Genomic DNA, 14,734 nt, shown 5'->3' with positions numbered 1-14,734 from the left:
CCCCGGGGCGCCCGCCCGGGGGCCGCGGGGGCCGGAACCGCCCGGGCCCCGGCGCGCACGCGTCGCTCACGGGCTGAGCCGCCTTCCGGAGGACTGCAGGTTCCGCAACGCGCGTTCGACCGGCTTCGTCCGGGACATCGCCGCCACCCTGCGGAACCAGTCGATCTCGCCGGAGAGTTCCTGCTCCCCGATGGTCAGCGTCCGCTCCGTGCCGCTCGGCACCGCGCCCGCGAGGCGCGCCCGCAGCGCGAGCAGGAGCAGGACGGCCTCCACGGCGGCCTCCCGGTCCGCTCCCGCGGCCACCGTCGCCGCCAGGACCCGTTCGGCCGCCGCCCGGTCGGCGGGCGACAGGTACTCGTCCAGCACCAGGGAGCTGTCCCGGATCTCGATGATGTAGCGGTACAGGACGAGGTCCGGATCGCGCTGGAGCTCCCGGGGCAGCGGCAGGACGTTCTCGGGCGTCGCCGCCTTGAGCAGCGTCCACAGCGGACAGATCGCCCGCACCTGCCGCCACGCCCGGTGCCGGCGGAGCCGCTCGGCCAGCGCCGGCCAGGACATCCCCACCGCCAGCAGGAGCACGCAGAGCGCCAGCAGGGACTGGGTGGCCGCCACGGCCGCCGCGGACCCGAGGACCTGCCACCCGAGCGCGTGCGCCGTGAGGTACGTCAGGCGCTGGACGACGTAGACGAAGCCGGCCAGATTGGCCAGCCCGACGATCATCATGGAGGTGCGCGAGGGTCCGGGCAGCGCGTGCCGGCCGTACAGCCAGCACAGTCTGACGCCGGTGGCGCAGGCGAAGGAGATGTACCCGAGGAAGATCGCCCAGTAGGCCTGGGTCAGCGGCTGGTCCGCGTTGGCCGTGAGCAGGTCCGCGTCGCCGTCCGGGCGCGGCATCGCGGCGAACAGGGCGGTGAGGCCCAGCACCGAGACCGCCAGCAGGACCCAGCGCAGCCGGGCGAGGCGCCCGGGCGTGGCCGCGGTGGCCTCCCGGACGAACTCGAAGAAGACCGCGACGGCGCAGAGCGACAGGATGTGGACGGGGAGGTTGGTGAAGCTCCGGACCCCGGTGAGGCCGTCGATCACCCGGCGGACGTCGGGCACGCCGATGGTGAAGTCGACCGCCCAGATCGCCCACATGGACCAGAGCGCCCGATCACGACGGCACGCGGTCGCGATGCCCCTCGACTTCCACAGGGCGATCAGCCAGATGGGCGGGACGGTGATCACGTCGAACAGCCTCATGACGGCCTTCGCCTCCCCGACCCGGAACGAGACCCCGACCTCGGACCGACAACCGCTCCCGCGCCCGGCCTCGAACCGGAGCGCGCCTTCGAAGCCGAGCCCCGGAAGGAGTCGATGACCCGGCGCAGCGTGTTCGCGTGCTCCGCCGACGCGGTGGCCGCCGTCAGCGGAGCGACGTTGAAGCGCTGCCACATCATCGACGCCAGCAGCTCGGCCTCCTGCTCCTGCGCGCTGGTGGCCCCGTGCTGGCCGCGTGCCAGCAGGCGGGCCGCCATCGCCGGATCCAGGTCGGGGAACAACTGGGCGAGCATCTCCGGTGCGGCGGTGGACGGCTGGCGGTGGTCCAGCAGCATGTGCGCCAGTTCGTGCAGGACGATGTGGGTCTGGTGGACGGGGCTGGTGACGGGCGCGTAGTAGACGTGGTCGACCGAGCCGAAGGCCAGCCAGACCCCGCACACCGCCCCGGCACCGGCGTCGACCGGACCGGGCAAGGGCAGCAGCCGCAGCGGACGCCCCCGTACGGCGGCCACCGCCTCGCACAGATCGGTCAGCTCGAACGGCTTCGGAAGGTCGAATCCGCGCAGCAGTTCCGCGAACCTGCGCGTCCGGTCCCGTTGTTCATCGACGTCCAATCCCGTTTCCCCCCAGCCCGGCCAGCCGCTGTTCGACTGCGACAGCAGCGAACAGTATGACCGCACGTCAGCTCGAGGTCGGACGAGACATGGCTCACACGAACCGTTCGGGCTCCCCGGTCGCCGGCTGCTCCGACGGGCCGCCCTGCTCGACGAGCGAGCGGACGATGTCCAGCCCCTGGCTCGACATGGTGGCGACGGTGGCGGCCCGCAGGGCCACCGAGCGCACGTCGTTGGCGCGCATCGCGGAGATCAGCGACAGCTGGGCGGACACCCGGGCGGCCACGTCGTCGTCGATGAAGTACGCCTGCGGCACCCCGAAGAAGTCGCCCAGCGCCCGCAGGGTCGAGATGGTGGGGTTCGACGCCTTGCCCTTGACCAGGGCCCACAGTCGCCCGACCGAGAGCTTCGGCGCGTTGGGACCGCCCTGGGCCCGGATGCCGTCGACGACCTCCTGGAGCGTGAACCGGCGGCCCAGTGGCTGGACGTGCTCGAAGAGGTACTCCACGCGCTGCCCCAGCTGTACCGCCTCGGGGTCGATCTCGTCCACGGCGCCCTCGCCGTCGGCCGGAGCCGTTGTGTCGTCCATTGCCTTCCGTCCCGTTCGGATCCCGCTGAGCCTACCGGGCCCGCCCGCGCTGAGGACTACCGCCTCAGCGCCTCCAGCGGCTGCCGGCGTCCAGGCGGCAGAGATGGATGGTGCCGCGCGGATCGGCGGGTACGAGTGGTCGAGCCGCCGGCCCTGTTCGAGGGCCACCTGGAGGACGGCCCCGGCGCCCGCACCCCACAGCGCGCCCGGCGGGCGTCGTCCCTGGTGGGAGCGGAACGCCGGACAGGGTCGAGCCGTGTCCGTCGAACCGCCCGATGGCATGGCTGTAGGCATCGGATCCGTGCCCCTCGGTCCTGTGGCGCCCGGCGCCCGGATCAGCTCTGCCCGTGCCCCGCGACTCCAATCGCCTTGTCGCGCAACCGAGTTCCCGGCCGCAGCCGCCCGGAGGCCCGGGCTCACCGGGCGCGGACGATCACCACCGGGCAGGTCGCGTGCTGCGCGCAGCGGGTGCTCACCGAGCCGAGCAGCGCCCGGGTGAAGCCGCCACGCCCGTGGCTGCCCACCACCAGCAGTTCGGCGCCCTTCGCCGCGTCGAGCAGGACGTCGGAGGCGTCACCCATGACCATGCTCCGGCGGACCGGCACCGGGCAGTCGGTGCCGAGCACCGCCTCCAGCTCGTCGGCGAACTTCCGCTCGGCGAGTTCCTGGTCGAAGGTGGAGTCGACCACCGGCGCCGACCAGCCGAAGTGGCTCGGCGGCTCCCACGCTCCCACCGCGTCCACCGTCGCGCCGATCATCTCGGCCTGCCGGACCGCCCACCGCAGCGCGGCGTGCGACGGCTGAGAGCCGTCGACGCCGACCACGACACGGGGCAGGGAGTGGTTCGCGTCCATCGGTACCGTCCTGGGGTGCTGGCCATCGCTCCTTCCCACCACGGTGCGGACCGTCCGCCGTCACCGCCACTACGGCCCGGCACCCGGGTGACGGCGTCGGCCGCCGTCACCCGCCGAGGCGTGGCGGACGCCACCTTCCGGGTGACGCGGCTGGAGCGCGCTTCCGAGCTGTCGGCCCTCGCCGGGCCAACGGCCCGGGCCGCCTCGGCGAACCGGTGGTGCGTCAGACGCAGACCACCTCGACGCCCTGGCCCACGAACTGCCCGACCAGTTCCTCCGGCGCGTTCTTGTCGGTGACCAGGACGGCGATGTCACCGACCGCACACACCTGGGCGAACGCCCGACGACCGAGCTTGGTGGAGTCGGCGACCACGATGACCTTCTCCGCCCGCCGCGCCATGGCCCGGTTGGCACTGGCCTCGCCCTCGTCGTGCGCGGCCGCGCCCAGGCGCGCGTCCACCGCGTTCACCCCGAGGATCGCGTAGTCCAGCGAGATCCCTTCGAGCACCGGCGTGGCCAGCGGGCCGGTCAACTCGTAGGAGTTGGAGCGCACGACTCCGCCCGTCACCACGGTCTTCACGTGCGGCCGGACCGCCAGCTCGCTCGCGATGTTGATCGCGTTGGTGACCACCGTCAGCGAGATCCCGGCACCGTGCTCGGCCAGGTCCGCCCGGGTCGCCAGTTCGCGGGCCACCTCCGAGGTGGTCGTTCCGCCGTTGAGGCCGACCACCGCCCCGGGCGGGATGAGCCGGGCCGCCGCCTCGGCGATCCGGTGCTTCTCGTCCGCCTGGCGCGCGGTCTTGTAGCGAAGCGGCAGGTCGTACGCGACTCCGCTCAGCACCGCTCCACCGCGGGTGCGGGTCAGTAGCTGCTGGCGGGCCAGCTCCTCCATGTCGCGGCGGACCGTCGCGGGGGAGACTCCGAGCAGCTCGGCGGCCTCGGCGACCTCGATGCGGCCCTTGTCACCGAGGACTTCGAGCAGCCGTGTCCACCGCTCGTGCGTGCCCATCGCCTCTCCTCAACTCTCCGTGCCGACGTCAAGCGTATCGGACATGATCGGCAGGCGATCCGCCCGTCACTTCACCGAGCCGACGGTGCGGCGGGAGACGACGTGGCGTTCGATCAGTGCGGGGTTCCCGCCGGCCGGGCCGCCTGCCGTCATCCGGGGTGGCGGGGGTAGCGCTTTCCGGTCTGCGGTTCGTCAAAATACCTGTGGCTACCGGTCGTTCGGCCCGTCATGTCCCTCGCGGACCGGCGCGTCGGGCTCGTCGAGGAGGAGTTCCAGCAGCGGCAGCGCCGCCTCCAGGGCGCGGCACTGCTCGGGGGTGAGGCGGGTGCTGCGGCGGGCCAGCAGGGCGGTGCGCTCGCGGCGGATGCGGGAGAGGGCGTCCCGTCCGCGCCGGGTCGGGGCGAGGAGCTGGGAGCGTCCGTCCTGTGGGTCCGGGGTCTTGGCGATCAGGCCGCCGGCGACGAGCGGGCTTTCGCCAACTAGGCGATGGTCCCGGCGGCCGTTCGAGCGACAGACCGCTGCGAGCACCCGTGGAGCAGACCGCTACCAGCCCCCCGGTTGAGCACCGTGAGCATCCGGGTACGTTCCGTGACATGTCCGACGAGAAGCACCGCGCCGTGGCCGAGGCGATCCTCCCGCTGGTCGGCGGCGCCGCCAACATCCGCTCCGTCGCCCACTGCATGACCCGGCTTCGGCTGGGTCTGGCGGACCGTTCCCTGGTCGACCGCGAGGCGCTCGGGGCGCTGCCGGCCGTCCTGGGCACGGTCGAGGACGACACCTACCAGATCGTCCTCGGCCCCGGCGCCGTCGCCGGGGTCACCGCGCAGCTGCGCCGGCTGCTGGACCCTGGTGCGACCGCCCCCACCGCCGAGGACCTCGCCGGACGCGGTGCGCGGATCCGCGCGCAGGCCCGGGTGCGCAACGCGACCCCGGTCAAGCGGACGCTGCGCCGGATCGCGAACGTCTTCGTCCCGCTGATCCCCGCCCTGATCGGCTGCGGGATCGTCGCCGCCCTCGGCGGGACGCTCGCCAACCTCGGCCGGGCACCGGCTCTGGTCATCGCGCTGGGGCCGGTCTCCTCGGGGTTCATGTCGCTGCTCGCCGTCTTCGTCGGCTACAACACGGCGCAGGAGTTCGGCGGCACGCCCGTGCTGGGCGGGGCCGTGGCCGCGGTGATCGGCTACGCCGGGGTCGCCAAGGTGGAGGCGTTCGGCCACCACCTCACCCCCGGGCAGGGCGGGGTGGTCGGGGCGCTGCTCGCCGCGCTGCTGGCGGTGCAGGTGGAGCGGTGGACCCGGCGGATCCTGCCCGCCGCGCTGGACGTCCTGGTCACGCCCACGGTCACCGTCCTGGTCGGCGGGCTGGCGGCGCTGTTCGGCCTGATGTTCGTCGCCGGGGAGGTCTCCACCGCGATCGGCCACGCCACCTCCTGGCTGCTCGCCCACGGCGGGCTGCTCGCCGGGATGGTGCTCGGCGGGCTCTTCCTGCCGCTGGTGATGCTCGGCCTGCACCAGGCGCTGATCCCGATCCACGCCACCCTGATCCAGCAGCAGGGTTCCACCGTCCTGCTGCCGATCCTCGCCATGGCCGGCGCCGGGCAGGTCGGCTGCGCCGCCGCCGTCTACCTGCGGCTGCGGCACAACGCCTCGGTCCGGGCGACCATCAGGTCCGCGCTGCCGGCGGGCCTGCTCGGCGTCGGCGAGCCCCTGGTCTACGGGGTCACCCTGCCGCTGGGCCGCCCGTTCGTCACGGCCTGCGTGGGCGGCGCCGCCGGGGGCGCCTTCGTCGGGGCGGCCGGCCAGCTCGGCAGCGAGGTCGGATCGACCGCCGTCGGCCCCTCCGGCTGGGCCCTGTTCCCGCTGCTGGCCGGCCCGCACGGGATGGCCGGCAGCGCCGCCGTCTACGGGGGCGGGTTGCTGACCGGGTACGCGGTGGGCTTCCTGGCCACGTACTTCTTCGGCTTCACCCGGGAGTCGCTCGCCGAGTACAACGCCGCTCCGGCGCAATCCGCTCCCGCGGTCGCGGCCGAGTAGCCCAACGCCTCGGCGCAGCCCACGTGTCGGGCTGGACTCGGCTGCCACCACCGCACGGCCAGCGGGTGCACGGCGTGACGCTTCGTTATGTCCTCGTGATATCCGCACTGACCCGGTGGGTCTACCTTTGTCGACGCTCGGCCAACTCCACACCCTCACAAGGGAGTAGCCATGCCCGAAGCCCGTCGGCGCACCCTCGCCGTGTCCACCGCCCTGCTCACCCTCCTGGGCACCGCAGCACCGGCCGTCGCCGCCACCGCCCCCACTCTCGTCCAGGCCCCGCTCGCCCACCACGGCGGCGGCCTGCTGCACAGCACGAGCGGCAACTGGGCCGGATACGCCGCCACCGGCGGCAAGTTCACCAGCGTCAGCGCCAGTTGGGTCCAGCCCGCCGTCACCTGCTCCGGCACCAACACCTGGTCCAGCTTCTGGGTCGGCCTCGACGGCGACGGCAGCAACACCGTCGAGCAGACCGGCACCGAGGCCGACTGCTCCAGCGGCCGCCCGGTGTACTCCGCCTGGTACGAGATGTACCCGCAGTACCCGTCCAACTTCAGCAGCACCGTGCGGCCGGGCGACCACTTCACCGCGAGCGTCACGACCAACGGCAGCGGCTCCTTCACCCTCACCCTGTCCGACACCACGGCCGGTTGGAGCCACACCGTCAACAAGTCCCTGAAGAGCGCGGCCCTGGCCTCCGCCGAGGTGATCGCCGAGGCCCCCTCCAGCTCCTCGGGGGTGCTCCCGCTCTCCGACTTCGGCTCGGTCTCGTTCAGCGGCTCCACCGTCAACGGGCAGGCCCTGGGCGGCTTCAGCCCGGACAACATCACCATGGCCTCCGGCGGCACCACCAAGGCCACCACCTCCTCGCTGAGCGGCGGCAGCTCCTTCTCGGTGACCTGGAAGCACAGCTGACGGACGGTGGACGGGGGCCGCGCAAGCCGGCGCGGCCCCCGTCCATCCCCGGTTCAGCCGCCCGCCGGGACCCTGAGCGTGCCGTAGCGCTGCATCCGCTGCCAGCGGAGCCGGGAGCCGGCGAGCGCGGTGAAGACCGACTGGATCACCACCAGGTACATCAGCTGCCGGTAGACGAACTGCTGGAGCGGCAGGCTCCACAGCGGCCCGAGCTTCTCCTTGTCCAGCCGGAACGCGTACGCCCCCATCAGCATCTGGACCAGCAGGAAGGCCGCCCACAGGCCGATGATCCGGACCGGCTCGAGGAAGGCCAGTCCGTAGAGCGCGAAGACGTCCACGACCGGGGCGAGCAGCGGCAGCAGCACCTGGAACATCAGCAGGTAGAGCAGGCCGCGCCGGCCCAGCTTGCCGGCCTGCCCGCCCTGGGTCAGCGCGCCCCGGTGCTTCCACATCGCCTGGAGGGTGCCGTAGCACCAGCGGTAGCGCTGGCGCCACAGGGCGCTCAGCGAGGCGGGGGCCTCCGTCCAGGCCTTGGCCCGCTCCTCGTACACCACCCGCCAACCGGCCCGGCACATGGCCATGGTGAGGTCGGTGTCCTCGGCGAGGGTCTCCTCGCCCACGCCGCCGACCGCCAGCAGCGCGGAGCGGCGGAAGGCGCCGACCGCGCCGGGCACGGTCGGCATGCACTCGGCGAGGTCGAACAGTCGGCGGTCCAGGTTGAAGCCGACCACGTACTCGATGTGCTGCCAACGGCCCAGCAGGCCACCGCGGTTGACCACCTTGGCGTTGCCGGAGACGGCGCCCACGGTGGGGTCGGCGAAGGGCTGCACCAGCATCCGGACGGCGTCCGGCTCGAAGACGGTGTCGCCGTCGACCATCACCAGCAGTTCGGCGCGGGCCGCGGCGATGCCGGTGTTGAGGGCGGTCGGTTTGCCGGCGTTCTCCTGCCGGATCACCCGGACGTACGGCAGGTTCAGCGATTCCACCAGGTCGGCGGTGCCGTCCGTGGAGCCGTCGTCGACCACGATCACCTCGACCGGGTGGTCGGAGGCCAGCAGCGAGCGGACGGCGGGTTCGATCCCGGCGATCTCGTTGTACGCCGGGACGATCACGCTGACCGGCTCGGTGACCGGCGGCCCCCAGCCGCGGCGGCGCAGCCGCACGTGCCGGCGGGCGGCGTAGAGCACGACGACCGCGCGCAGCACGCTGACCGCGCCCGCCGCCCAGAGCAGCCAGCCCAGCGCGGTGATGGCCCAGTTGCCGCCGGTCAGCAGCCAGATCAGGGCCAGGCCGAGCCAGTGGTCGCCGGCTCCGGCCGGACGGACCGGGTCGGGCAGGCCGACGGCGTCGCTGACGGTGGTGAAGCGGAAGCCGCGGCCCTTCAGCGTGTTCAGCACGGTGTCGAGGGCGGCGACGGTCTGCGAGCGGTCGCCGCCGGCGTCGTGCATCAGCAGGACCTGGCCCTGGTGGCCGGTGCCGGCGGTCGCCGACTTGACGATCGAGGGCACGCCGGGGCGTTGCCAGTCCTCGCTGTCCTGGGTGGTGAGTACGGTCAGGTAGCCCTCGCGGCCGGCCTGCTGGATGGCGGACCATCCGGGGTCGTCCACGGCCTCGGGCGTCGAGGAGTACGGCGGGCGCAGCAGCGAGCTGGTGACTCCGGCGGCCCCGGCCACGGTCAGCTGGGCCTCGCGCAGCTCCAGGGTGCGGCGCCAGGAGGGGGCGGCGCCGAGGTCGGTGTGGGTGAAGGTGTGGATGCCGATCTGATGGCCCTCGGCGACCATCCGGCGGATCAGGTCCGGGTGGGCGGCGGCCTGGGTGCCGACCACGAAGAAGGTCGCGTGCACCCCGGCCCGGTGCAGGACGTCCAGGATCTTCGGGGTCCAGGTCGGGTCCGGGCCGTCGTCGAAGGTCAGGGCGATGGTGCCGGGCTTGGGGGCGGCGCTGCGCGGCTGCGAGCCGACGGCGTCGATCACCGGGCCGCCCTCGTGGATCGCCGCCGGTACGGCGTCCGCGGACGCGGGTGCGGCCGCCTGGTCGGGGCGGTCGTCGAAGCTGTGCTGGGCGTAGCCCTGGAGCACCAGGGCGCCGATGAGCGTGAGCAGCAGGGCGGTCAGCAGGAGCCAGTGGGTGCGCAGCGGGCCCTGGCGGACCACCCCGCGTCGGCCCCGGCGGGTGCGGTCGGGGGCTGGGGCTCGTCGGCGGCGGGCGGAGCTCATGGTGCTGCTTTCTGGGATGGGGACGGTTTCGAGGGCGGTCGGGTGTCAGGGCTTGCCGGGCCCTTTGCCCGGTGCGGTGGTCGGGCGGCCGTGCCCGGGGGTGGGGGTGGGCGCGGTGCTCGGCTGGGTGGCGGGAGTGGTGGCCGGGGCGGGTGCGATGGTGGCCGTCGGGGCGCTGGGGGCCGTACCGGTCGCGGGCTGCGCGGCCGCCCCCGTGGGCCGCGGGTGCTGGACGACCTGGGTGGTGCCGCCCTGGTGGGCGGGTGCCTCCGTGCGTCCCGCGCCGGGCGGGGCGGCGGCCTCCGGGGCGGCGGACGGCGCCTCGGTGGGCGTGGCCTCCGGGGCGGGGGCGCTGGGCGCGGGCGGCTGGGGCAGCGGGAGGAACGGCGCGTTCACGGTGGGACCGCCGAGGAGCGCGCTGGCGAGCAGGGCGAGGTACCCGCCCGCCGGGACGGCCAGCACCGCCCCGAGCCGGCGGATCCGGCGCTGCCGGCGGCCGGAGGCGTCCACGAACACCGGCGGGGGCGGGGGGACGGTTTCGGGGTCGGTGGGGTCGGCGGGGTCGGTGGGCGGTTCTGCGAGCGACACGACGGCGGGCAGTTCGGCGGTGGGCGGATCCGCGTCGTCGGCTTCGGGGAGGTGCTCGGCGGAGCGGACCGGCGCGGCGAAGTGCTCGGCGACGTAGGCCGGAACGGCGAAGTGCTCGGTCGGTGCTTCGCCGACCGGCTCGCCGTGCGCGGAACCGGGAAGGTGCCCCGGGACCTCCGAGAGGTGGGGCTGTTGCTCGGCGGTGGGCCACGGATCGTACGGCTTGACGGTCACGGTGTCGGGTCCAGGTGTTGTCGGTTCGCGTGCTGCCACGAGGGCACCGGCCGATCACTGGTGGATCGAGCGGTACACCGGTCGTGACTGTTCAGCGTCGACACCGGCCGGATTGTCACACCTGATTCCCAGCTGATTTCGAGCGAGCCGTGCTCCGCGGCAGGCGGCGAACGCGCGGAAGTCGGCGAACGCGCGGAAGGCCGCCGCCCCTGGCTCGGGGGCGACGACCTTCCGCCACGGCCTTCCGGCGACGGCCTTCCGGCGTCGGCTCAGCGGCCGCCGTCGGCCCGGGCCCTGGTCCAGGCGGCATCGCGCAGCAGCCGCAGGCCGTTGAGGCCGACGATGACGGTCGAGCCCTCGTGGCCGAGGACGCCCAGCGGCAGCGGGAGGGTGGCGACCAGGTCCCAGACCACCAGCGCGGAGATGAACACCGAGGCGATCACCAGGTTCTGCACGACGAAGGAACGGGCCCGCCGGGAGAGCGCCACCACAGCCGGGACGGTGGCGAGTTCGTCGCGCACGATGACCGCGTCAGCGGTCTCCAGCGCCAGGTCGGAGCCGGCCCGGCCCATCGCGACGCCGGTGTGGGCGGCGGCCAGGGCGGGCGCGTCGTTGACGCCGTCGCCGACGACCAGGACCTTGCGCCCGGCCCGCTCCCGCTCCTGCACGGCGGCGACCTTGTCCTGGGGGAGCAGCCCGGCGCGGACGTCGGTGATGCCGACCTCGGCGGCCAGTCGGGCGGCGGCGCGCGGGTTGTCGCCGGTGAGCAGCACCGGCGCCGTGCCGGTCAGGGTGGTCAGCGCGGCGACGGTGGTGGCGGCGTCCGGGCGCAGGCGGTCGGCGATGCCGAGCACGCCGACCGGGACGCCGTCGGCCTCGACCAGGACGGCGGTGCGGCCGCCGCTCTCCAGCTCGGCGGCGATGGCGGCGGCGCGGGCGCAGACGGCGTCCGCGCCGCCGTTCAGCAGCCGGGCCGGGGCGCCGACCGCGACGGCGCGGCCGTCGACGGTGGCGGTGACGCCGATGCCGGGGGCGGAGGAGAAGTCCTCGGCCGCGGCGAGGGCCAGGCCACGGGTGCGGGCGGCGTCCACGACCGCGCGGGCGAGCGGGTGCTCGCTGGGGTGTTCGGCCGCCGCGGCGAGGGCGAGCAGGCCGTCCTCGGTGAGACCGGAGCCGGTGAGCGGGCGCAGGTCGGTGACCCGGGGCGTGCCCTCGGTCAGGGTGCCGGTCTTGTCGAGGGCGACGCCGTCGACCTGGCCGAGCCGCTCCATGACCACCGCTGACTTCACCAGTACGCCGTGCCGTCCGGCGTTGGCGATCGCGGAGAGCAGCGGCGGCATGGTGGCGAGCACCACGGCGCACGGGGAGGCGACGATCATGAAGGTCATCGCCCGCAGCAGCGAGCCGGTGAAGGCGGCGCCGAAGGCGAGCGGCACCGCGAAGACCGCGAGGGTGGCGATCACCATGCCGATCGAATAGCGCTGCTCGACCTTCTCGATGAACAGCTGGGTCGGCGCCTTGGTCTCGGAGGCCTCCTCGACCAGGGCGACGATCCGGGCGATCACCGAGTCGGCGGCGTCGCGCTCGACCTTCACCCGCAGCGCGCCGGTGCCGTTCAGGGTGCCGGCGAAGACCTCGTCGCCGGCCTCCTTCGCCACCGGCAGCGGTTCGCCGGTGATGGTGGCCTGGTCGACCTCGCTCGCGCCGTCCAGTACCCGCCCGTCGGCGCCGATCCGCTCGCCGGGCCGGACCAGGATCGTGTCGCCGACCGCCAGCCGCCCGGTCGGCACGCTCTCCTCGGTGCCGTCGTCCAGCAGCCGGGTGGCGGTGGCCGGGGCGAGGTCGAGCAGTCCGCGCACCGAGTCGGCGGTCCGGGCGGTAGCGAGCGCCTCCAGCGCGCCGGAGGTGGCGAAGATGACGATCAGCAGCGCGCCGTCCATGACCTGACCGACCGCGGCGGCGCCGAGCGCGGCGACGATCATCAGCAGGTCGACGTCGAGGGTCTTCTCGCGCAGCGCCTGGAGGCCGGCCCAGGCCGGCTCCCAGCCGCCGGTGGCGTACGCGAGGGCGTACAGCGGGCCCCAGGCCCAGGCGGGGGCGCCGGTGAGCTGGAGCGGGAGCGCGATCAGGAACAGCACGGTCGCGGCGGCGGCCCAGCGGGCCTCGGGCAGGGCGAACACCCGGGTGCGGCGGCGCGGGGCGGTGTCGGGACGCGACGCGGCGGAGGGCGCGGGGCGCTCGATCAGGGTGGTGGGCATGCGGACGGGACCCTTCGGGGCAGGGTGGGGCCGGTGACTCATCCACCATACATGAACATATGAACCCCTCTTCATGTATGAGTTGTACTATTGCCCGCATGGGTCATGGAGCCGCCCCCGCAACCGCCGTCCCGCACACCCGCCTGGACGAAGCCAGCGCTGCCCGGGTGGCCACCACCCTGCAGGCCCTGGCCACACCCTCGCGCCTGCTGATCCTCTCCCGGCTGCGCGAGGGCCCCTGCGCGGCCACCGAACTCGCCGCCGAGGTCGGCCTGGAGCAGTCCGCCTGCTCCCACCAGCTCCGCCTGCTGCGCAACCTCGGCCTGGTGGTCGGTCAGCGCCAGGGCCGCTCGGTCGTCTACGCGCTCTACGACAACCACGTCGCCGCCCTGCTCGACCAGGCCGTCTACCACATCGAGCACCTGCGCCTGGGCCTCACCGACACCGCGCTCGACTGATGCGGCCGGTTCCCCGTCGGGCCGACCCGACGGGGAACCGGTGGTTCAGCGCTGGTGCCAGGCGGTGAGGAGGTCGGCCTCCTGGTCCGGCGTCAGGGCCTGTGGCAGCGGGTCGAACGGCTGGATGTCACGGGCGGTGTCGGCCACCGGGCGGAGCTTCAGGCCGGTGGCGAGGGCGGCGGCCGGGTCGGCGGTGCCGGTGGCCCGGATCCGCGGGTTGGTGCTCCACAGCGGCAGTGCCTGGTCCTGGACGCCGGCCGCACGGAGGAACTCCTCGTCCACCCAGGTGATCGTGGTGCCGGGCGGGGCGACCGCCGAGGCGATGGCGCCGAGCAGGTCACCCATGGTGAACGGCGGGGGCGTCGCGGCGTGGAAGGCGCCGGAGGCGCCCTGGTGCAGGAGGCAGAGCATCCAGTCGGCGAGGTCGCGGGCGTCGACGACCTGGACCGGGGCGTCGGGGCGGCCCGGGGCCAGCACCTCGCCGCCCCGGGCGAGCCGCTGCACCCAGTGGTCGAAGCGGTGGGTGTAGTCCTCGGGGCCGATCACGTACGTCGGACGCACCAGCAGCACGTCCGGACCGAAGGACTCCCGGGCCGCCCGCTCGCACTGGACCTTGAGGACGCCGTAGGTGTCGACTCCGGTGATCACCTCGGGCTCCGGGCCGTCGGCGGGGAGCAGCGGGGAGTCCTCGGTGAACGCCGGGGCGGCGGGGGTGTCGTAGACGGCCATGGACGAGACCAGGAGGTAGCGTCCGGCGGCGCCGGGGTCGAGGGCGGCGGCCAACTGCCGGATCTGGCGCGGGAAGTACGCGCTGACGTCGACGGTGGCGTCCCAGGCGAGGCCGCGCAGAACGGACAGGTCGTCATCGCGGTCGGCGATGAGGTGGGTGGCGTCCGGGAGCAGATGGGCACCGGACTTGCCCCGGTGCAGCACCGTGACGTCGTGCCCGGCGGCGAGTGCCGCCCGGGCGACGTGGTAACCGACGAACCTGGTGCCGCCCATGATCAGAATGCGCATCAGGCCATGGTGGCAGCTCGGGGGCCGGCCGGACCAGGGCTCGTGGCACGTTGACGTTCGCTCAGAGTGCGGCGAGGACGTCCTGGTGCACACCGTCGAGGACGAAGCCGTTGTCCAGCCGGACCCGGACCGTCACCCGGCTTCCGCGCGCCCGGTGCACGGCCCACTCCGGCTCCAGTGCGGCGATCTCCGCCTCCAGGCGCTCCCGGCTCGCCACCGGCATGGTGTGCCCGTAGTCGTCGAAGAGCGCCTTGAGCCGCTGGTACTCGCGGACCTCCTCGCCCTCCGGGAGTTCGCCGTCCACCCGCTCGACGGTGCCCTCGATCCCGGCTCCCAGCGAGAGGAACCCGACGGCGGTCCCGGCCCCGGGATCCCTGCTGAAGGCCTCGCCGATCCCGAGGTCCGCCGTCAGCCTGACGCGTCGTCCTTCCTCCAGGGTCATCCGTCCTCCGCCTCTCGGATCGCTCGGTGCCGCGGGCGCGGCCGACGGTCAGGGGTCATTATCCGTGGCCAGGGGGTGCCGGGACAGGCGCGGCCCGCCGCGGCGCGGAGCACGGTGTCGACCGGCTCCCGGCCCGCCCGCGCCCGATCCGCGCAGGCTCCGCGCGGACGGCCTCCGCCACCTGCTCGCGGTCGCCCGTACGGGCCGGCTGGTGGCCGCGGCGGACGCCCTGAAGGGCTTCGACGGG

The 14,734-nt window shown here is 74.1% G+C and carries 14 protein-coding genes; 3 read left to right on the top strand and 11 right to left on the bottom strand.

Annotated features, from left to right (window positions below; genetic code table 11):
• Positions 1–66: 66 nt before the first annotated feature.
• From ACWCYO_RS30920 to ACWCYO_RS30895, 6 genes are all read right to left on the bottom strand, one after another.
• Positions 67–1,242, bottom strand: a complete 1,176-nt coding sequence (locus tag ACWCYO_RS30920; protein WP_449786047.1) for an MAB_1171c family putative transporter — start codon at positions 1,240–1,242, stop codon at positions 67–69.
• Positions 1,239–1,874 (bottom strand): hypothetical protein, encoded by a 636-nt coding sequence (locus ACWCYO_RS30915; RefSeq protein WP_270141017.1) that lies wholly within the window; start codon positions 1,872–1,874, stop codon positions 1,239–1,241. The genes ACWCYO_RS30920 and ACWCYO_RS30915 overlap by 4 nt, the downstream gene beginning before the upstream one ends.
• 94 nt (positions 1,875–1,968) lie before the next feature.
• Positions 1,969–2,463: a hypothetical protein gene (locus ACWCYO_RS30910; RefSeq protein ID WP_270141015.1), complete on the bottom strand. Its 495-nt coding sequence runs from the start codon at positions 2,461–2,463 to the stop codon at positions 1,969–1,971.
• A gap of 416 nt (positions 2,464–2,879) precedes the next feature.
• Positions 2,880–3,317 (bottom strand): universal stress protein, encoded by a 438-nt coding sequence (locus ACWCYO_RS30905; protein ID WP_270141013.1) that lies wholly within the window; start codon positions 3,315–3,317, stop codon positions 2,880–2,882.
• A gap of 223 nt (positions 3,318–3,540) precedes the next feature.
• The gene (locus ACWCYO_RS30900; RefSeq protein ID WP_270141011.1) at positions 3,541–4,326 is read right to left on the bottom strand and encodes a DeoR/GlpR family DNA-binding transcription regulator; all 786 of its coding nucleotides are present in this window, start codon (positions 4,324–4,326) and stop codon (positions 3,541–3,543) included.
• Positions 4,327–4,533: 207 nt separating this feature from the next.
• Positions 4,534–4,854 (bottom strand): hypothetical protein, encoded by a 321-nt coding sequence (locus ACWCYO_RS30895; RefSeq protein WP_449786046.1) that lies wholly within the window; start codon positions 4,852–4,854, stop codon positions 4,534–4,536.
• A gap of 65 nt (positions 4,855–4,919) precedes the next feature.
• Between ACWCYO_RS30895 and ACWCYO_RS30890 the strand changes: the two genes are divergently transcribed.
• Positions 4,920–6,359: a PTS transporter subunit EIIC gene (locus tag ACWCYO_RS30890; RefSeq protein ID WP_449786045.1), complete on the top strand. Its 1,440-nt coding sequence runs from the start codon at positions 4,920–4,922 to the stop codon at positions 6,357–6,359.
• Positions 6,360–6,530: 171 nt separating this feature from the next.
• A complete protein-coding gene (locus ACWCYO_RS30885; RefSeq protein WP_449786044.1) occupies positions 6,531–7,274 on the top strand; it encodes a G1 family glutamic endopeptidase in 744 nt (247 codons plus the stop codon).
• A 53-nt stretch (positions 7,275–7,327) separates the two neighbouring features.
• Here the strand turns inward: ACWCYO_RS30885 and ACWCYO_RS30880 are convergent, their stop codons facing one another.
• The 3 genes from ACWCYO_RS30880 to ACWCYO_RS30870 all read right to left on the bottom strand — a co-directional run bounded on the left by ACWCYO_RS30880 (position 7,328) and on the right by ACWCYO_RS30870 (position 12,570).
• Positions 7,328–9,490, bottom strand: a complete 2,163-nt coding sequence (locus ACWCYO_RS30880) for a bifunctional polysaccharide deacetylase/glycosyltransferase family 2 protein (protein ID WP_449786043.1) — start codon at positions 9,488–9,490, stop codon at positions 7,328–7,330.
• Between the two features lie 45 nt (positions 9,491–9,535).
• The gene (locus ACWCYO_RS30875) at positions 9,536–10,312 is read right to left on the bottom strand and encodes a hypothetical protein (RefSeq protein ID WP_449786042.1); all 777 of its coding nucleotides are present in this window, start codon (positions 10,310–10,312) and stop codon (positions 9,536–9,538) included.
• Between the two features lie 269 nt (positions 10,313–10,581).
• Positions 10,582–12,570 carry a heavy metal translocating P-type ATPase gene (locus ACWCYO_RS30870; protein ID WP_449786041.1) on the bottom strand — a complete coding sequence of 663 codons (1,989 nt, stop codon included), beginning with the start codon at positions 12,568–12,570 and terminating at the stop codon, positions 10,582–10,584.
• Positions 12,571–12,668: 98 nt separating this feature from the next.
• On the opposite strand from ACWCYO_RS30870, the gene ACWCYO_RS30865 reads away from it, so the two are divergent.
• Positions 12,669–13,028, top strand: coding sequence for an ArsR/SmtB family transcription factor (locus tag ACWCYO_RS30865; RefSeq protein ID WP_270141000.1), 360 nt, complete (start codon positions 12,669–12,671; stop codon positions 13,026–13,028).
• Between the two features lie 45 nt (positions 13,029–13,073).
• Here ACWCYO_RS30865 and ACWCYO_RS30860 read toward each other — a convergent pair whose 3' ends face one another.
• Together ACWCYO_RS30860 and ACWCYO_RS30855 are read right to left on the bottom strand one after the other, a co-directional pair.
• The gene (locus tag ACWCYO_RS30860) at positions 13,074–14,045 is read right to left on the bottom strand and encodes an NAD-dependent epimerase/dehydratase family protein (protein WP_449786040.1); all 972 of its coding nucleotides are present in this window, start codon (positions 14,043–14,045) and stop codon (positions 13,074–13,076) included.
• A 61-nt stretch (positions 14,046–14,106) separates the two neighbouring features.
• Entirely contained in the window at positions 14,107–14,487 is a 381-nt protein-coding gene (locus tag ACWCYO_RS30855; protein ID WP_449786039.1) for a hypothetical protein, read from the bottom strand.
• Between the last annotated feature and the right edge of the window lie 247 nt (positions 14,488–14,734).

The sequence above is a fragment of the Kitasatospora sp. NPDC001683 genome (genome assembly GCF_053596495.1).
This window is presented reverse-complemented; position numbering and strand designations above follow the sequence as displayed.